Genomic DNA, 14,553 nt, shown 5'->3' with positions numbered 1-14,553 from the left:
CCTCAGTTGATTTCTTCATGCCTGATTTCTCTTCCTACGCCCTCATCTTTGATATGGATGGCGTACTGATTGACAATACGCCTACGCAGGCCCGCGCCTTTCAGCTTTTATTCCGGGACCTGGGGCTAACGACTAACGCCAGCCGCCTGCTGCGCCGCCTGAACGGCATGCCCGCCAGTAAAATTCTTTCCACTGTCTTCACCAATCCGGTGCCCAAAAAGCAGCTGGAAGAATATGCCTCGCAACGTGAGTTCCTGTACCGCACTTTGTACTGGAACAAACGCAAACCCCTGCCGGGCCTGGTCTCCTTTCTGGAAAAGGCGCGCGCCGCCGGCTTCAAAATAGGCCTGGGTACAGGCTCCGGCACAGAAACCATCCGCTATATCATCGATTACCTGGACCTGCGCCGCTTTTTTGATGCCGTCATCGGGAAAGATGATGTAGACCACGGCAAGCCTCACGCCGATACCTATACCGTAACGGCTCGTAAGCTGGGCATTCCGCCAGAGCGCTGCATTGTGTTTGAAGATGCTATGCTGGGCGAGCAGGCCGCCTACAAAGCCGGCATGCGCTGTATCGGCGTATCCACCACCCTGAAGCCGACTGAGTTTCAAGCCCCACTCACGGTTATCAAGGACTTCACTGAAATAACCCCCGCCCAGGTTCTTCAACTCCTGACCAAGCAACATGATGCGCCCAAACCCGACGCGCAGCTGGCCAAGCGGCAGTACATGAAACTATAGCACAAAGATTAGCGCGAACAGGTGCGAAAAAGTAGCGCGAAGCTCCAGCTTCGCGGACGAGCAACGCGAGTTCCTACGCGTAGTGCAAACGCCTGCTACTCGCTGCGCTCGTCCGCGAAGCCGGAGCTTCGCGCTACAAGAAAAAAGCCCGTTTCCAGCAGGAAACGGGCTTTTTTAAATTCGTAAAAAGTAGAACCTTACCGGCTGGCGGCCAGCGCTTCGGCACCACCCACGATTTCGAGAATCTCGGTGGTGATGGCCGCCTGACGCGTGCGGTTGTACGTCAGCTTGAGTTGCTTCAGCAGTTCACCGGCGTTGTCGGTGGCTTTGTCCATGGCCGTCATGCGGGCGCCATGCTCCGAGGCGTTGCTTTCCAGTACGGCCTTGTACAGCTGCACTTTCAACGACTGGGGAATCAGCGTCTGGATGATTTCTTCTTTCGAAGGCTCAAAGATGTAATCCACGTTCATCGTGTCCGTAGCGCCCTGGGGCAGCTCGGCGGGCACCAGCGGCAACAGCTGCTGCGTGCGTACAATTTGCGTAGCTACGTTCTTGAACTCGTTATAAACCATCACCACCTCATCGAACTGACCCATGCGGAAACCTTCCATAGCCTGCTCAGCGGCCACGCGCACCGTGTCGAAGGACAGCTTGGTGAATACGTGGTTATAGTCACCCAGCAGCGGGCCACGCTTCCCGAAGTAATCGTGAGCCTTCTTACCGATGGCCAGAACAGTAATGTTGCCAGCAGCCGCTTGTGCCGCGTAACGCTCCTGTACCAGGGCATTCACACCCTTGAAGATGTTGCTGTTGAACGCACCCGCCAGGCCTCGGTCAGAGGTAACCGCAATAACCAGCACGCGGCGCACCTCACGCTGCACTGCATACTCGCTTACAATTTCGCCGCCGGCCAGCCCCGTGAGGTTGCTCAGAATGCTGTTCAGCCGCTGGGCGTAAGGGCGCATGCGCAGGATGTTGTCCTGCGCGCGACGCAGCTTAGCCGCCGCTACCATTTTCATGGCTTTGGTGATTTGCTGCGTGCTGCTCACCGACTGAATTCGGTTACGGACTTCTTTTAAGCTAGCCATTGATTGCGTGTTGATTGTTAGTTGCTACCTGCAGCTGATGAAATATTCAACCAGCCGCAGGTAGCAATCAACCAATTACTTATTAGCGTATACCGCCGACAGGTCTTTGGCAACCTGACGGATAGCACCGGTGATGGAATCGTCCAGCTTACCAGCCTTCAGCCCTTGTAGAGCCTCTGGGTGGCGCGAGGTCATCACCTGCACAAACTCCTTCTCGAACTCCCGCACCTTGTTTACTGGTACTTGGTCAAGCAGGCCGTTGGTAGCGGCGTAGATAACGGCCACCTGATCTTCTACCCGCTGGGGCGAGAACTGGGGCTGCTTCAGGATTTCGAGGTTACGACGGCCACGCTCAATAGTGAGCTTGGTCGAGGCATCGAGGTCGGAGCCGAACTTGGCGAAGGCTTCCAGCTCGCGGAACTGCGCCTGGTCCAGCTTCAGCGTACCGGCCACCTTCTTCATCGACTTGATCTGGGCGTTACCACCTACGCGGGATACCGAGATACCTACGTTGATGGCCGGGCGGATACCGGCATTGAACAGGTTGGTTTCGAGGAAGATCTGACCGTCCGTAATCGAAATTACGTTCGTGGGGATATACGCCGATACGTCACCAGCCTGCGTCTCAATGATGGGCAGAGCCGTCAGCGAACCACCACCTTTTACGAGGTGCTTGATGCTGTCGGGCAGGTCGTTCATGCTGCGGGCAATTTCGTCCGAAGCGTTGATCTTCGCGGCGCGCTCCAACAGGCGGCTGTGCAGATAGAATACGTCGCCGGGATAAGCTTCACGTCCGGGAGGACGACGCAGCAGCAGCGACACCTCACGGTAAGCAACTGCCTGCTTCGACAAGTCATCGTACACTACCAGTGCCGGACGGCCCGTGTCGCGGAAGTACTCGCCAATGGCGGCACCCGTGAAGGGCGCGAAGAACTGCATAGGAGCCGGATCAGCCGCCGAGGCCGAAACCACCACGGTGTAATCCATGGCGCCGCCGCGCTGCAGCGAGTTTACGATTTGGGCAACCGTAGAGGCTTTCTGACCTACGGCAACGTAGATGCAGAATACCGGCTCGCCGCGGTCGTAAAACTCACGCTGGTTCAGGATGGTATCCAGGGCTACCGTCGACTTACCCGTCTGACGGTCACCGATGATCAGCTCGCGCTGGCCACGGCCAATCGGAATCATGGCGTCAATAGCCTTGATACCCGTCTGCATGGGCTCGTTTACCGGCTGACGGAAGATAACGCCCGGCGCTTTACGCTCCAGAGGCATATCGTAGGTCTGGCCCTGGATGGGGCCGCGGCCGTCGATAGGCAGACCCAGCGTGTTTACCACGCGGCCTACGATACCTTCGCCTACCTGAATAGAGGCAATTTTATTGGTGCGGCGCACCGTAGCTCCTTCCCGGATTTCGCTGTAGTCGCCGAGCATTACGGCACCTACGTTGTCTTCTTCCAGGTTGAGAACCAGGGCCTGCAGGCCGTTTTCAAACTCGAGCAATTCCCCCGACTGGGCTTTGCCCAGGCCGTAGATGCGGGCTACACCGTCGCCAACCTGCAGTACCGTACCAACCTCTTCGAGTTCGGCTTCGGTTTTGAAGTTGGACAGCTGCTCCCGCAGAATGGCGGATACTTCATCCGGACGTACTTCTGCCATGGTGGGTTATAGTTGGGGTTGGTAGGGGTTCTTAGAGAATTCGCTGCGCAGCTTGCGCAGGCGGTGACGTACCGAGTCGTCGATCTGCCGGTCGCCCACGCGCAGCACAAAGCCGCCAATGAGCGAGGCATCGATTTTCTCGGTGAGTTCGACCTGCTGGAGGCCGGCTTGCTGGCGAACCAGCTGTTCCACTTCCGCGCGCAGCGCGGGCGTGAGCGGGGTGGCCGTAATCACCTCGGCTACCTGCACACCACGCAGCAGATTGTACTGGCTGCGAAACTCGGAGCCAATAAATTCCAGTGCGCTTTCGCGGTTTTTCTGGGTAACGATGGTGAGGAACTTCTCAGTCAGTTCCGACACCTTGCCCCCAAATATGGCCCGCAGAATAGCGAGCTTCTTGTCGTGCTTGACGATGGGGTTACGCAGCAACAGGCGCAGGTCACGGTTCTCCTCCAGCGTTTTGCTGAACAGATCCATGTCCTCTTTCACCTGGGCCAGCGTCCCACGCTCCTCTGCCAGATCTAGCAGCGACTTAGCGTAACGGGAGGCAACTCGTTGTTCAGACATTGATTTCAGTTGTCAGTTGATAGTTGTCAGTTGCCAGTTTTTAGCTGTTGATGCCCGGCTGTACTACCCGGGCAACTGACAACTGAAAACCAACAACCCCCAACAGACTAATTCAATTTTACTTCCTTCAGGTACGAATCCACCAGCTGAGTTTGTGCCGAGGCATCCGTCAGCTCGCGGCGCAGAATGCGCTCCGCAATATCAATGGACAGTTGCGCAGCCGTGTTTTTCACTTCGGCCAGAGCAGCATTCTTCTCATTCTGGATGGCTTCGCGGGCTTGCGAAATCAGGCGCTGGCCTTCTTCCGAAGCCTTGTTTTTGGCATCTTCAATTTGCTGGGTAGCAATAGCTGATGCCTCCTTCAGAATGTTGTCGCGCTCCAGGCGCGCTTCAGCCAGCAGCTTTTCGTTGCCGGCTTTCAGCAGCTGCATTTCCAGCTTGGCCTGGTCGGCCATGCGCAGAGCACCTTCGATGGAGTTTTCCCGCTCCTTCAGCGAGCTGAGGATAGGCTTCCAAGCGAATTTGGTGAGCAGGAAGAGAAGGATCAGGAAGATGACCAGCTGCCAGAACAGCAGGCCAATACTAGGGTTGGTAAGCATGGATGCTCAGCTAAATCGGTGAATAATCGGCCGTGAACTCCAGGGGTTGAATTACCGGAGAATCCGGCCGCCACAACCCAAAGAAAACGCAAACCCGACGAACCGGCCGGACTAGAAACTAGCCCGGCCGGTGTATCGGGTTTTGCAGGTTCTCTACTGAAGCTTCAGGGCAATCAGCAGGCAAACTACTACTGCGAACAGAGCAGCACCTTCTACCAGAGCGGCTACGATCAGCATAGCAGTCTGGATTTTGCCGGAGGCTTCCGGCTGACGGCCGATGGCTTCCATAGCCGAGCCACCGATGCGGCCGATACCCAGACCAGCACCCAGAATAGCCAGACCGGCACCGATACCGGCACCCATTACAGCCAGACCAACAGCATTAACAACCTGCAGCAACAGAGAGAGCAGCATAAGACAAAGATTTTGAGGAATGTGTGAGAAAAAACAAAGAAAAATAAGGGGGAATTTGGTGCTTAGTGACCGTGGCTACCGCTTACGTGCAGTGGCGCATCGGCATCATCACCGCCAATGCCGTAATCGTGGTCGTGGTGTTCTTCCACGGCGCCACCGATGTACATGGCCGTTAGCAGGGTGAAGATGTAGGCCTGCAGAATGGCTACCAGCAGCTCCAGCACATTAATAAACAGGCCGAAGGCAATGGATAGCGGCGCAATGCCAATAGTATTGAAGATAAAAATCAGGGAAATGAAGCTCAGAATGATGATGTGACCGGCCGTGATATTGGCAAACAGTCGAACCATCAGGGAGAAGGGCTTCGAGATTACGCCAATCAGTTCCACCGGAATCATGATGGGGCGCAGCCACAGCGGAACACCGGGCGTCCAGAAAATGTGCGACCAGTAGTATTTATTAGAGCTGAACGTGGTGATGAGCAGCGTAATAAAGGCAAACAGGAAGGTAACGGCCAGATTGCCGGTCAGGTTGGCAGCACCGGGCAGCAAACCCATCAGGTTGTTGAACCAGATGAAGAAGAAGATAGTCAGCAGGTAAGGTAGATACTTCTCGTACTTCGGGCCAATGGCCTTCTTGGCTACCTCGTCGCGCACAAATACAATAACGGGCTCAAAGAACGACTGGATGCCGCGGGGGGCCTGGCCGTGGTTCTTGCGGTAGCCTGCGGCCACGGAGAAGAACACGAACAGCAGCAGGGCCACGCTCAGCAGCATGGAAGCTACGTTCTTGGTGATGGAGAAGTCGTGCACCTCGGTGCCGTCTGCGGACTCCAGCTGCTCATGCTCCAGCTTCAGACCATCGTGCACGGTACCCTCGGGGTACAGGTGATGCGAGGAGAAAACCGACAGGCCGTGGCCCGCGCGGTAAGCAATAACGGGCAGCGGCAAGGTGAAGTGGGCACCTTCGTTTGCTTCCCCAAAGAAATGCCACTCGTGCGAGTCGCCTACGTGATGAAGAATCATCTCGCCGGCATTGAAGCCTTCTTCTTTGGTAGCCTCGTGGACGGAAGCCGTTTGCTCTTGGGCAAAAACAGGAAGCGTAAGAATGCAGAAGAGGGCTATCAGTAAGCGCTTCATTCAGAAGACCTTAGGGTGGGATTCGGGAGGTACTTAAACGGTGGGCTCCCCCGGTTTTGAAAACGGGCGCAAGTTAGTCAGAACGCTCCAGACTTCAAACCCCGTAAAGAGAAAATACCCAATAAAGAAGGCGCCCAGGAAGGTATACGTACCCATACCCTCGTGTGCGCCTCCTTTATATAGATACACCAGCACCAGGCCCATGGATAGCAGCATGCGCAGCACCATGGAGCCAAAATAGGCCGACATAAAATTATCGGGGCTGGCTTTTACCAACCGGGCCGTTACCCAATAGATAATAGCCGTGAGCACCGCAAAATAGCCCAGAATGTAGCCGGCCAACGGGTGAATAACCTGCGTGCCGTAGCGGGCATTCAGCAAATAAGCCGTGCCATAAAGCAGCAGAATCAGCAGCAGAAGGTTGCGGAAAAATCGAAGCAAAGCGGGGTGGTGTTCACAAGTGAGGCGCAAAGGTAGCACGTAACGCCACAGTCTGGTACCGCCCGCTTATAACAACTCCACTTCTCCCCTATTTCTCCGACACGGAACGGATAACCTGATACATAGCCAGAAACACGCCCAGCAGGGTGAGCCCCACCGTACCCCAGGGTCCGCTCCCGAAGCGGCCATCCAGCCACACGCCCAGCCAGGTGCTCAGGCCAATGGTGGCCAGCATTTGAATACCCAGCCCGGAATACTTGCCTACGGTGCGCATTTTATCCGATGCGGGCTTGGGAGGCTCAGGGGGCAACTGCTCGGCCATATTATAAGGAAGTAGAAGGTGAGAAAATGGTTTTATGAGCTGCTGAATGGGCTCCTCTCTTATACGGAGCAGAACAAACAGCCGTGGCCGGGAATTTCCCGTAATTTTACCCGAAGTGCTGCGTTGTGCAAGATACCTCCCGCGCGCTGCCGAACGAATCGGCCGCCGGAATGCGTTTTTCTTTTGCCTACTGCCTATCCCGCCGTTTTGACAAATTATTTGCCTCTACGTCTTTTCTCTGCCCCGCTGGCACTGGCTCTGCTGCTGGCCTGCCTGCAGGCTTGCTCCTCCGGCGAGCGTACCTCGGTGGTAGGGCGCACCTATCAGAATATAGCCGCCCGCGACAACGCCTACTTTCTGGGCCGCGAGAAGCTCCGCGCCACGGAGGCCAGCCTCTACAAGTCCCGCAACAACGACTATAACCGCATTCTGCCGCTGCTGCCGGTAGTAGATTCCGTGACGGCCACCCAGCTGGCCACGGATATGGAGGATATCATCAAGAAAGCATCCATCCCCATTCAGCACCACGCGGCCAGCGACTGGACCGACGACAGCTACATCCTCATTGGCAAGGCCCGCTACTACAAGCGGGAGTTTGAAGACGCCGCCAAGACGTTTAAGTACGTTAATACCACCAGCAAAGACCCCAACGCCCGCCACGAGGCCCTGATCTGGCTGATGCGCACTTTCCTGGCTACTAAGGAATACGAAAGCGCCGCGGCCGTATCCGATATTCTGGACAAAGAGAAAGGTACGGAGGTGAATGCCCGGGAGCTGTTCCTGACGCGGGCCCAGTATTACCTGCTGACCGACAATCAGCCCCTGGCCATTGAGAATCTGGAGAAGGCCATACCTTATATAAAGCCGAAGGATGAACGCTCCCGCACGCGCTACATTCTGGCGCAGCTCTATCAGGCTACCGGCAACGATAAGCAGGCCTACGCCCAGCTCAACCAGATTCTGAAGCGCAACCCACCCTATGAGCTGGACTTCTTCTCCAAGCTGATGCTGGGCCAGGTCTCGGACCTGAACACCACCGATAAGGCCCGCCTGGATAAATACTTTGCCCGGCTGCTGAAGGACGGCAAGAACACCGAGTACCGCGACAAGATTTATTACGAAATGGCCCGGCTGCAATACCGCCAGCAGCATTATCCGGAAGCCATAGCCTTGCTGGAGCAATCGGCCAGAGCCGCCGGCCCCAACCGGGCGCAGAAAGGCTATACCTATCTGCTGGCCGGGCGCATCTACTACGATAATCTGCAGCGCTACTCGCTGGCGGCGGCTTACTACGACAGCACCATGCAGATGCTGCCCCGCGAAGCCCAGGACTACGCGGCCTTGGCCGAGCGCGCCAGCATTCTGAAGGAATTTGCCAACCAGCTCAACATCGTGACCACCCAGGACAGCCTGCAAATGCTGGCCCGCCTGGATACCGCCGCCCTGCGCACCCGCCTGACTGCTTACGCCCAGACGGAATTAACCACGCGCCGCCAGGCCGAAGAGCGGTTGGCCGCGCAGCAAGCCCGGCAGGAGCAACGCCAGACGGCCACCGGCATCAGTGATGTACGCAGCGGCAACCCTGATATTGACCCGCTGGCTTTTACGGCCAGCAACACCGGCGCCCAGTGGTATTTTGATAACCCCACCGCCATGAGCACGGCCCGCTCTGAGTTTGTGCGCCGCTGGGGCAACCGCCAGCTGCAGGATAACTGGCGCATCAGTAGCCAGGCCAATACCTCTCCGGTTACCAACCAGGGCGGCAACGTGCCGGTATCCATAGCCGGCACCGATGCCACGGTGGTCAACACGGCCGCGGCCGATCCGGCCGCGCAGCTTACGGCATTGGTGGCGCAATATCAAAAGAACGTGCCCACCACCGCTGATCAGTTGGCCGCCTCCAACAAACAGATTGAAGAAGCCTTATTTGCTTTAGGCGCCATCTACAACCAACAGCTGAAAGAGCCCGACCGCGCCATTACCACGTACGAAACCCTTCTGAGCCGCTTCCCGCGCAGCGGCCACGTGCCGGAGGTGTATTACGGCCTGTACCTGCTCTACCGTGATAAGCAGGACACCAAGGCTGAAACCTACGCCCAACGTCTGCGGCAGGAATACCCCACCACTTCCTACGCCCGGCTGGTTGCCGACCCGGAATATCTGCGCCGCATGTCGGTGGCCAATGCCGGGGTGAGCGTACAGCTGGATTCAGCTTTCACCTTCTATAAAAAGCAGGAGTTTAAAAAGGCCGGCGCCGTGCTGGCTCGCACCCGCAAAAAGTATCCGGAAAGTGACTACACCGACCGGCTGGCTTATATGGATTTGCTGTTGGCGCTCCGCACCCAGGCTCCCGCTACCACCAAGCCGCAGGTAGAGCGCTTCCTGAAAACCTACCCCAATAGCCCCCTGGCCCCCGATGCGCAGGAACTGCTGGCCACCTTTACCCGCTACGAGCAAGGCCAGCTGCCCGGGGCGCTGGCTTCGGCCCAAAAGCCTTCCATTTCTTATTTCCGCCCGGGTGAGGTAGACAACAAGCTGCGGATTTTCAATAATGACCCTACGCCGGGCATAACGGCCCCCACCGCCGCGCCCGGTTCTGCTACGCCGCCGGCGCCAACTACTTCTGCGGCGCCAGCTGCTAAGGCACTGACTACTCCTGCTTCCGCGCCAGCAAAACCCGTTGCCGCGCCTGATTCTGCCAAGGCTACGCGGGCTGGAGTTCCGCCGGCTGCGCCAGGCAATGCGCCTGCTGCCCCGACTACGGTTGCCACTGCGCCTCCACCCGTTCCCGCCTCTCCTTATGCGGCCGGCACCAATGGCGCCCATGCGGTAGTGCTGGTAGTGAGTAAAAACTCTCCTTTGCTGAAGGATTTACCGGGGCAGCTGGGCACCTATAACAACCGTTTTTATCGCGCCAGCAACCTGCAGGTGCAGCCCCAGAGTCTGAATGATTCTTTGTCGCTGATTGTGGTGCAGCCATTGGCCGGAGCTAAAGTGGCCCAGAGCTACGGGCTGAAACTGCGCGGCCCCCAGAGCCCGCTGGGCCGCCTGCGGGGCGTGGGTTACCAAACCCTGATAGTAGGTATTGAGAATATACCGGTGCTGCTCCAGCGTAAGGATGTGGAAGAGTACCTCCGTTTTTACCAGCAAGTTTATCGTCCGTAAATTTGCGGCAGCGGACTGGCACCTGATGGTGCTGCCGGCCCTTGATTTTGCTTCTTAAATATCCTCCATGGCATATTCTGCTGCCAAGCCTAAAATTGCTCCCCGTAAACCGGTTCGTACCGGCCGCTTTGCCGCTTTCACCCGCACCCTATGGGTTTTGCTGGTGCTGGGGCTGGTGGGTGCCGTAGTGTTTGTGTGGGCCGTTAGCGTGAACCTGCTGAACCTGTTCGGCAGCATGCCCAACCTGCGCACCCTGGAAAACCCCAAGAGTGAGCTGGCCTCGCAGGTATATTCTGCCGATGGCGTGCTGATGGGCAAGTATTTCCGCGAAAACCGCACCCCGGTTGATTACGATGACCTACCCCAGAACCTGGTAGATGCGCTGATTGCTACCGAGGACGTGCGCTTCGAAAATCACTCGGGCATCGACCTGAAAGGCATGGCGGCTATTCCCTACTACGTAGCTTCCGGCCGCATTCGGCGGGGTTCCAGTACGCTCACGCAGCAGCTGGCCAAAATGCTGTTCCGCACCCGCGAAGACCTGAACGACGGCCGCCTGAACGAAACCCCGGGTATCGGCATGCTCATCACCAAAACTAAAGAGTGGATTTTGGCGGTGCGGCTGGAGCGCAACTACACCAAGCGGGAAATCCTGCGCATGTACTTAAACACAGCCGAGTATGGTTCCAATGCTTTTGGAGTGCATACAGCGGCTAAAACCTTCTTTAATAAGCGCCCCCAGGATCTGAAACTGGAAGAATCGGCGCTGCTGGTGGGGCTGGTGAACGGCCCTTCGTGGTTTAACCCGGTGCGCAACCCGGAGCGCTCCGTAAAGCGGCGCAACTGGGTGCTGAGCCAGATGCAGAAGTATGGCTACATCACGCCCCCTGCCTATACGGCGGCGGTAGCCAAGCCGCTTAAGCTCGATTACAAGGTGGAAAACCAGAACGAGGGCATTGCACCCTACTTCCGCATGGAAGTAAGCAAGATGCTGCGCGAATGGGCCAAGGAAACCGACCACGACCTGTACGCCGATGGCCTGAAAATCTATACCACCATTGATTCCCGCATGCAGAAATATGCGGAAACGGCCATTGCCGACCACATGAAGCTGCAGCAAAAGTGGTTTGATGCCCATTGGAAAGGCCAGCAGCCCTGGCGCGATGAGAACGGCAAGCTCATCCCCAACTTCCTGAGCACGGCCATCAAGCGCACGGAGCGGTACCGGTCGTTGGCCGCCCGCTATGAAGGCCAGCCTGATTCTATTAAGTACTATCTGAATAAGAAGTACAAGATGAAGGTGTTTACCTGGAAGGGCGAGAAAGAGGTGCTCATGTCGCCGATGGACTCCCTGGCTTACTATAAGCGCTACCTGCACGCTGGCTTTATGGCCATGAACCCGCTGAACGGCCAGATTAAGGCCTGGGTGGGCGGCACCAACTACAAGTACTTCAAGTACGACCACGTGAAGCAGGGCAAGCGCCAGCCGGGCTCCACGTTTAAGCCCTTCGTGTATGTAGCTGCCATCGACCAGGGCTACTCGCCTTGCTACCAGCGCCCCGACGTGGCTACCACCTTCCCCGCCGTAGCGGGGCGGGAGGCCTATACGCCCCAGAACTTCGAAGGCAAATTCAGCGGGCGCACCTTTACGCTCCGGCAGGCTCTGGCCCGCTCCATGAACTCCATCACGGCCTGGCTGGTGCAGAAACTGGGGCCGGAAACGGTGGTGGCCTACGCCAAGCGTTTGGGCATTACCTCGCCCATTGAGGCGGTGCCTTCCGTAGGCTTTGGTTCTTCCGATGTAAGCATTTACGAGCTGAGCGGTGCCTACAGCACCTTCGTGAACAAAGGCGTCTGGACGGCGCCCATGATGGTTACCCGCATTGAAGACAAAAACGGCAATGTACTACGCGAATTCGTGCCTCAGACCAAAGAGGCCCTGAGCGAGGAAACGGCCTACCTCATGACGTATATGATGCGCGGCGCCGTGGAAGAGCAAGGCGGCACCTCCATCATTCTGCGCGGTGGCTTTAAGTTTCCGTACCAGATTGCGGCCAAAACCGGTACCACCTCCAACTACTCCGATGGCTGGTTTATGGGTATGACGCCTGACCTGGTGTGTGGCATGTGGGTGGGCGGCGAGGACCGCAGTATTCACTTTCGCACCGGTGCCTACGGGCAGGGCTCGCGCCTGGCCTTGCCTATTTATGGCCTGTTTATGAAGCAGGTGTATGCCCATAACAAGGAAATAGGCATCAGCACCGCCGACTTCCCCGCGCCGGCCCAACCGCTGAGCGTGGAAATAGACTGCTCGCGCTACTACGGTGGGCAGCGGGACACGATTCCTTCTGATCAGAAGCTGAACCAGACCGACCTACAGGATCTGAACGACCAGGATATTTAATTGCTGCCCTACGGGTGCAAAACGGGAGTGGCAGGTGTTCTACATCTGCCACTTTTGCTTTCTTACCATGGGCAGCCCACTTTAGCCCAGGCAAACAAAAAGCCGGAATCGGAGTATTCCGCAGTAGTCATCTTTCCGCATTTTATGGCCGCCAACGCCCAAATACAGGAGCAAATCCGCCAGCTGCCGCACCGCCCCGGCGTGTACAAATACTTCGGCGACGAGGATACTATCATTTACGTGGGCAAAGCCATTGATCTGCGCAAACGGGTCAGCAGCTACTTCACCAAGCAGGACCACAACAAGAAGACCATTCAGCTGGTCAAGAATATCCGCCGCATCGAGTTTACTATCGTTGACTCGGAGTCGGATGCGTTTCTGCTGGAGAATAACCTCATCAAGCAGCACCAGCCCAAGTATAACATCCTACTGAAAGATGGTAAGACCTACCCCTACCTGCTGCTCACCAACGAGCGGTTTCCGCGCCTGATTCCTACCCGCAACAAGCGCCCCGGCGACGGCCGCTACTACGGCCCCTACGCTAACCTGACCGCCATGAACGTGCTGCTGGAACTGATTCGGGCCCTGTATCCGCTGCGTACCTGCACCTACAACTTGGCGCCCCAGAACATTGAGGCCGGCAAGTTTAAAGTGTGCCTGGAGTACCACCTGGGCAACTGCAAGGGCCCCTGCGAGGGGCTGCAAGATGAGGAAACGTACAACCAGTACATCCAGCAGATTCGCAATATCCTGAACGGCAACCTGACTATTCCCAAGCAATACTTCCGGGAGAAAATGACCCAGGCAGCGCAGGATCAGCAGTATGAGCTGGCGCATCAGTTCAAACAGAAGCTCGACCGGCTGGACGAGTTTCAGGCGAAAAGCACCATCGTCAATGCTTCGCTTTCAAACATTGATGTGTTCAGCATCGCGGCCAATGAGAAGCTGGCTTTTATCAACTATCTGAAAGTGATGAACGGCAGCATCATCCTCACGCAGTCCGTGGAGGTGCAGAAGAAGCTGGATGAGCCCGACGATGAGATTCTGGCTTCCATGGTGATGCAGATGCGGGAGGAATTTGAAAGCCAGTCGAAGGAGATTTTGACCAACGTGGCACTGCCGGAGCTGCCGTTGCCCGGCGTAACAATTACGCAGCCCCAGATTGGGGACAAGCGCAAGCTACTGGAGCTCAGCATCAAGAACGTCATGTACCTCCGCAAGGAAAAGGAGAGCATGAACGACCGGAGCAAGGATGTAAACGAGGTCCGCATCATGGAAACCATGAAGAAGGATCTGCGCCTCAAAGACCTGCCCAAGCACATTGAGTGCTTCGACAACTCCAACTTTCAGGGCGACAACCCGGTGGCGGCCATGGTGTGCTTTCGCAATACCAAGCCCAGCAAAAAGGACTACCGGCACTTCCACATCAAAACCGTCGTCGGCCCCAACGACTTTGACTCGATGTACGAAATCGTGACGCGCCGCTACCGCCGCCTGATAGATGAGGGGGCCAGCCTGCCACAGCTGGTAATTGTGGATGGCGGAAAGGGCCAGCTGGGCATGGGCGTGAAGGCGCTAAAGGATCTGGGCCTGTGGGGGCAGATACCCATTATTGGCATTGCCAAGCGCCTGGAGGAAATCTACGTGCCCAACGACCCGCTTCCACTATACATCGACAAGAAGAGCGAAACGCTACGCCTTATTCAGCGCATGCGCGACGAAGCCCACCGGTTTGGTATCACCTTCCACCGTTCCCGCCGCGACGCGGCCACGCTCAAGACTGAGCTGACGGATGTAAAAGGCCTTGGGCCGGTGACGGCTGATAAGCTCCTCACTAAGTTCAAATCCGTCAAGAAAATTAAGGAGTTGACGGAAGCGGAGCTCATTGCCGAGGTTGGTAAGGCCAAAGCCCGGGTGCTGCTGGATTATTTTGCGCAGCAGGATGCACCTGCCGAAAGCTAACCGTTGACCTATCCGGAAACAAAAAGCCCCGACCAGCTGGCCGGGGCTTT

The 14,553-nt window shown here is 56.9% G+C and carries 12 protein-coding genes; 4 read left to right on the top strand and 8 right to left on the bottom strand.

Going from position 1 to position 14,553, the window contains the following annotated elements; translation table 11 throughout:
* Positions 1 to 17: 17 nt before the first annotated feature.
* Positions 18 to 743, top strand: a complete 726-nt coding sequence (locus PK28_RS03420; protein WP_048825529.1) for an HAD family hydrolase — start codon at positions 18 to 20, stop codon at positions 741 to 743.
* Between the two features lie 197 nt (positions 744 to 940).
* Here the strand turns inward: PK28_RS03420 and atpG are convergent, their stop codons facing one another.
* The 8 genes from atpG to PK28_RS03380 all read right to left on the bottom strand — a co-directional run bounded on the left by atpG (position 941) and on the right by PK28_RS03380 (position 6,972).
* The gene (gene atpG, locus PK28_RS03415) at positions 941 to 1,831 is read right to left on the bottom strand and encodes an ATP synthase F1 subunit gamma (RefSeq protein ID WP_044511435.1); all 891 of its coding nucleotides are present in this window, start codon (positions 1,829 to 1,831) and stop codon (positions 941 to 943) included.
* A gap of 75 nt (positions 1,832 to 1,906) precedes the next feature.
* Positions 1,907 to 3,490, bottom strand: coding sequence for a F0F1 ATP synthase subunit alpha (gene atpA, locus PK28_RS03410; protein WP_044511434.1), 1,584 nt, complete (start codon positions 3,488 to 3,490; stop codon positions 1,907 to 1,909).
* 6 nt (positions 3,491 to 3,496) lie between these two features.
* Positions 3,497 to 4,057, bottom strand: a complete 561-nt coding sequence (gene atpH / locus PK28_RS03405) for an ATP synthase F1 subunit delta (protein WP_044511433.1) — start codon at positions 4,055 to 4,057, stop codon at positions 3,497 to 3,499.
* Positions 4,058 to 4,164: 107 nt separating this feature from the next.
* Positions 4,165 to 4,656: a F0F1 ATP synthase subunit B gene (locus PK28_RS03400; protein WP_044511420.1), complete on the bottom strand. Its 492-nt coding sequence runs from the start codon at positions 4,654 to 4,656 to the stop codon at positions 4,165 to 4,167.
* 153 nt (positions 4,657 to 4,809) lie between these two features.
* Positions 4,810 to 5,070 (bottom strand): ATP synthase F0 subunit C, encoded by a 261-nt coding sequence (atpE, locus tag PK28_RS03395; RefSeq protein ID WP_044511419.1) that lies wholly within the window; start codon positions 5,068 to 5,070, stop codon positions 4,810 to 4,812.
* Between the two features lie 62 nt (positions 5,071 to 5,132).
* On the bottom strand, positions 5,133 to 6,209 hold the full coding sequence (atpB, locus tag PK28_RS03390; protein WP_044511417.1) for a F0F1 ATP synthase subunit A: 1,077 nt from the start codon (positions 6,207 to 6,209) through the stop codon (positions 5,133 to 5,135).
* A 33-nt stretch (positions 6,210 to 6,242) separates the two neighbouring features.
* The gene (locus PK28_RS03385) at positions 6,243 to 6,650 is read right to left on the bottom strand and encodes a hypothetical protein (RefSeq protein ID WP_044511415.1); all 408 of its coding nucleotides are present in this window, start codon (positions 6,648 to 6,650) and stop codon (positions 6,243 to 6,245) included.
* 88 nt (positions 6,651 to 6,738) lie between these two features.
* A complete protein-coding gene (locus PK28_RS03380; RefSeq protein WP_197070462.1) occupies positions 6,739 to 6,972 on the bottom strand; it encodes an AtpZ/AtpI family protein in 234 nt (77 codons plus the stop codon).
* A gap of 219 nt (positions 6,973 to 7,191) precedes the next feature.
* Here PK28_RS03380 and porW point away from each other — a divergent pair, with 219 nt between their 5' ends.
* The 3 genes from porW to uvrC all read left to right on the top strand — a co-directional run bounded on the left by porW (position 7,192) and on the right by uvrC (position 14,503).
* Positions 7,192 to 10,137, top strand: coding sequence for a type IX secretion system periplasmic lipoprotein PorW/SprE (gene porW / locus PK28_RS03375; RefSeq protein WP_044511413.1), 2,946 nt, complete (start codon positions 7,192 to 7,194; stop codon positions 10,135 to 10,137).
* 67 nt (positions 10,138 to 10,204) lie between these two features.
* Positions 10,205 to 12,541, top strand: a complete 2,337-nt coding sequence (locus PK28_RS03370) for a penicillin-binding protein 1A (RefSeq protein WP_082016935.1) — start codon at positions 10,205 to 10,207, stop codon at positions 12,539 to 12,541.
* Positions 12,542 to 12,685: 144 nt separating this feature from the next.
* A complete protein-coding gene (uvrC, locus tag PK28_RS03365; protein WP_044516147.1) occupies positions 12,686 to 14,503 on the top strand; it encodes an excinuclease ABC subunit UvrC in 1,818 nt (605 codons plus the stop codon).
* Positions 14,504 to 14,553 lie beyond the last annotated feature (50 nt).

Source organism: Hymenobacter sp. DG25B (assembly GCF_000801315.1).
Lineage (GTDB): Bacteria > Bacteroidota > Bacteroidia > Cytophagales > Hymenobacteraceae > Hymenobacter.
Note: the sequence above shows the minus strand (reverse complement) of the source record. Positions and strands in the feature narration are given on the sequence as shown.

Coding starts and splice junctions, on each gene's coding strand:
- PK28_RS03420 (WP_048825529.1), top strand. CDS start 18: ATGCCTGATTTCTCTTCCTACGCCCTCATCTTTGATATGGATGGCGTA.
- atpG (WP_044511435.1), bottom strand. CDS start 1,831: ATGGCTAGCTTAAAAGAAGTCCGTAACCGAATTCAGTCGGTGAGCAGC.
- atpA (WP_044511434.1), bottom strand. CDS start 3,490: ATGGCAGAAGTACGTCCGGATGAAGTATCCGCCATTCTGCGGGAGCAG.
- atpH (WP_044511433.1), bottom strand. CDS start 4,057: ATGTCTGAACAACGAGTTGCCTCCCGTTACGCTAAGTCGCTGCTAGAT.
- PK28_RS03400 (WP_044511420.1), bottom strand. CDS start 4,656: ATGCTTACCAACCCTAGTATTGGCCTGCTGTTCTGGCAGCTGGTCATC.
- atpE (WP_044511419.1), bottom strand. CDS start 5,070: ATGCTGCTCTCTCTGTTGCTGCAGGTTGTTAATGCTGTTGGTCTGGCT.
- atpB (WP_044511417.1), bottom strand. CDS start 6,209: ATGAAGCGCTTACTGATAGCCCTCTTCTGCATTCTTACGCTTCCTGTT.
- PK28_RS03380 (WP_197070462.1), bottom strand. CDS start 6,972: ATGGCCGAGCAGTTGCCCCCTGAGCCTCCCAAGCCCGCATCGGATAAA.
- PK28_RS03370 (WP_082016935.1), top strand. CDS start 10,205: ATGGCATATTCTGCTGCCAAGCCTAAAATTGCTCCCCGTAAACCGGTT.
- uvrC (WP_044516147.1), top strand. CDS start 12,686: ATGGCCGCCAACGCCCAAATACAGGAGCAAATCCGCCAGCTGCCGCAC.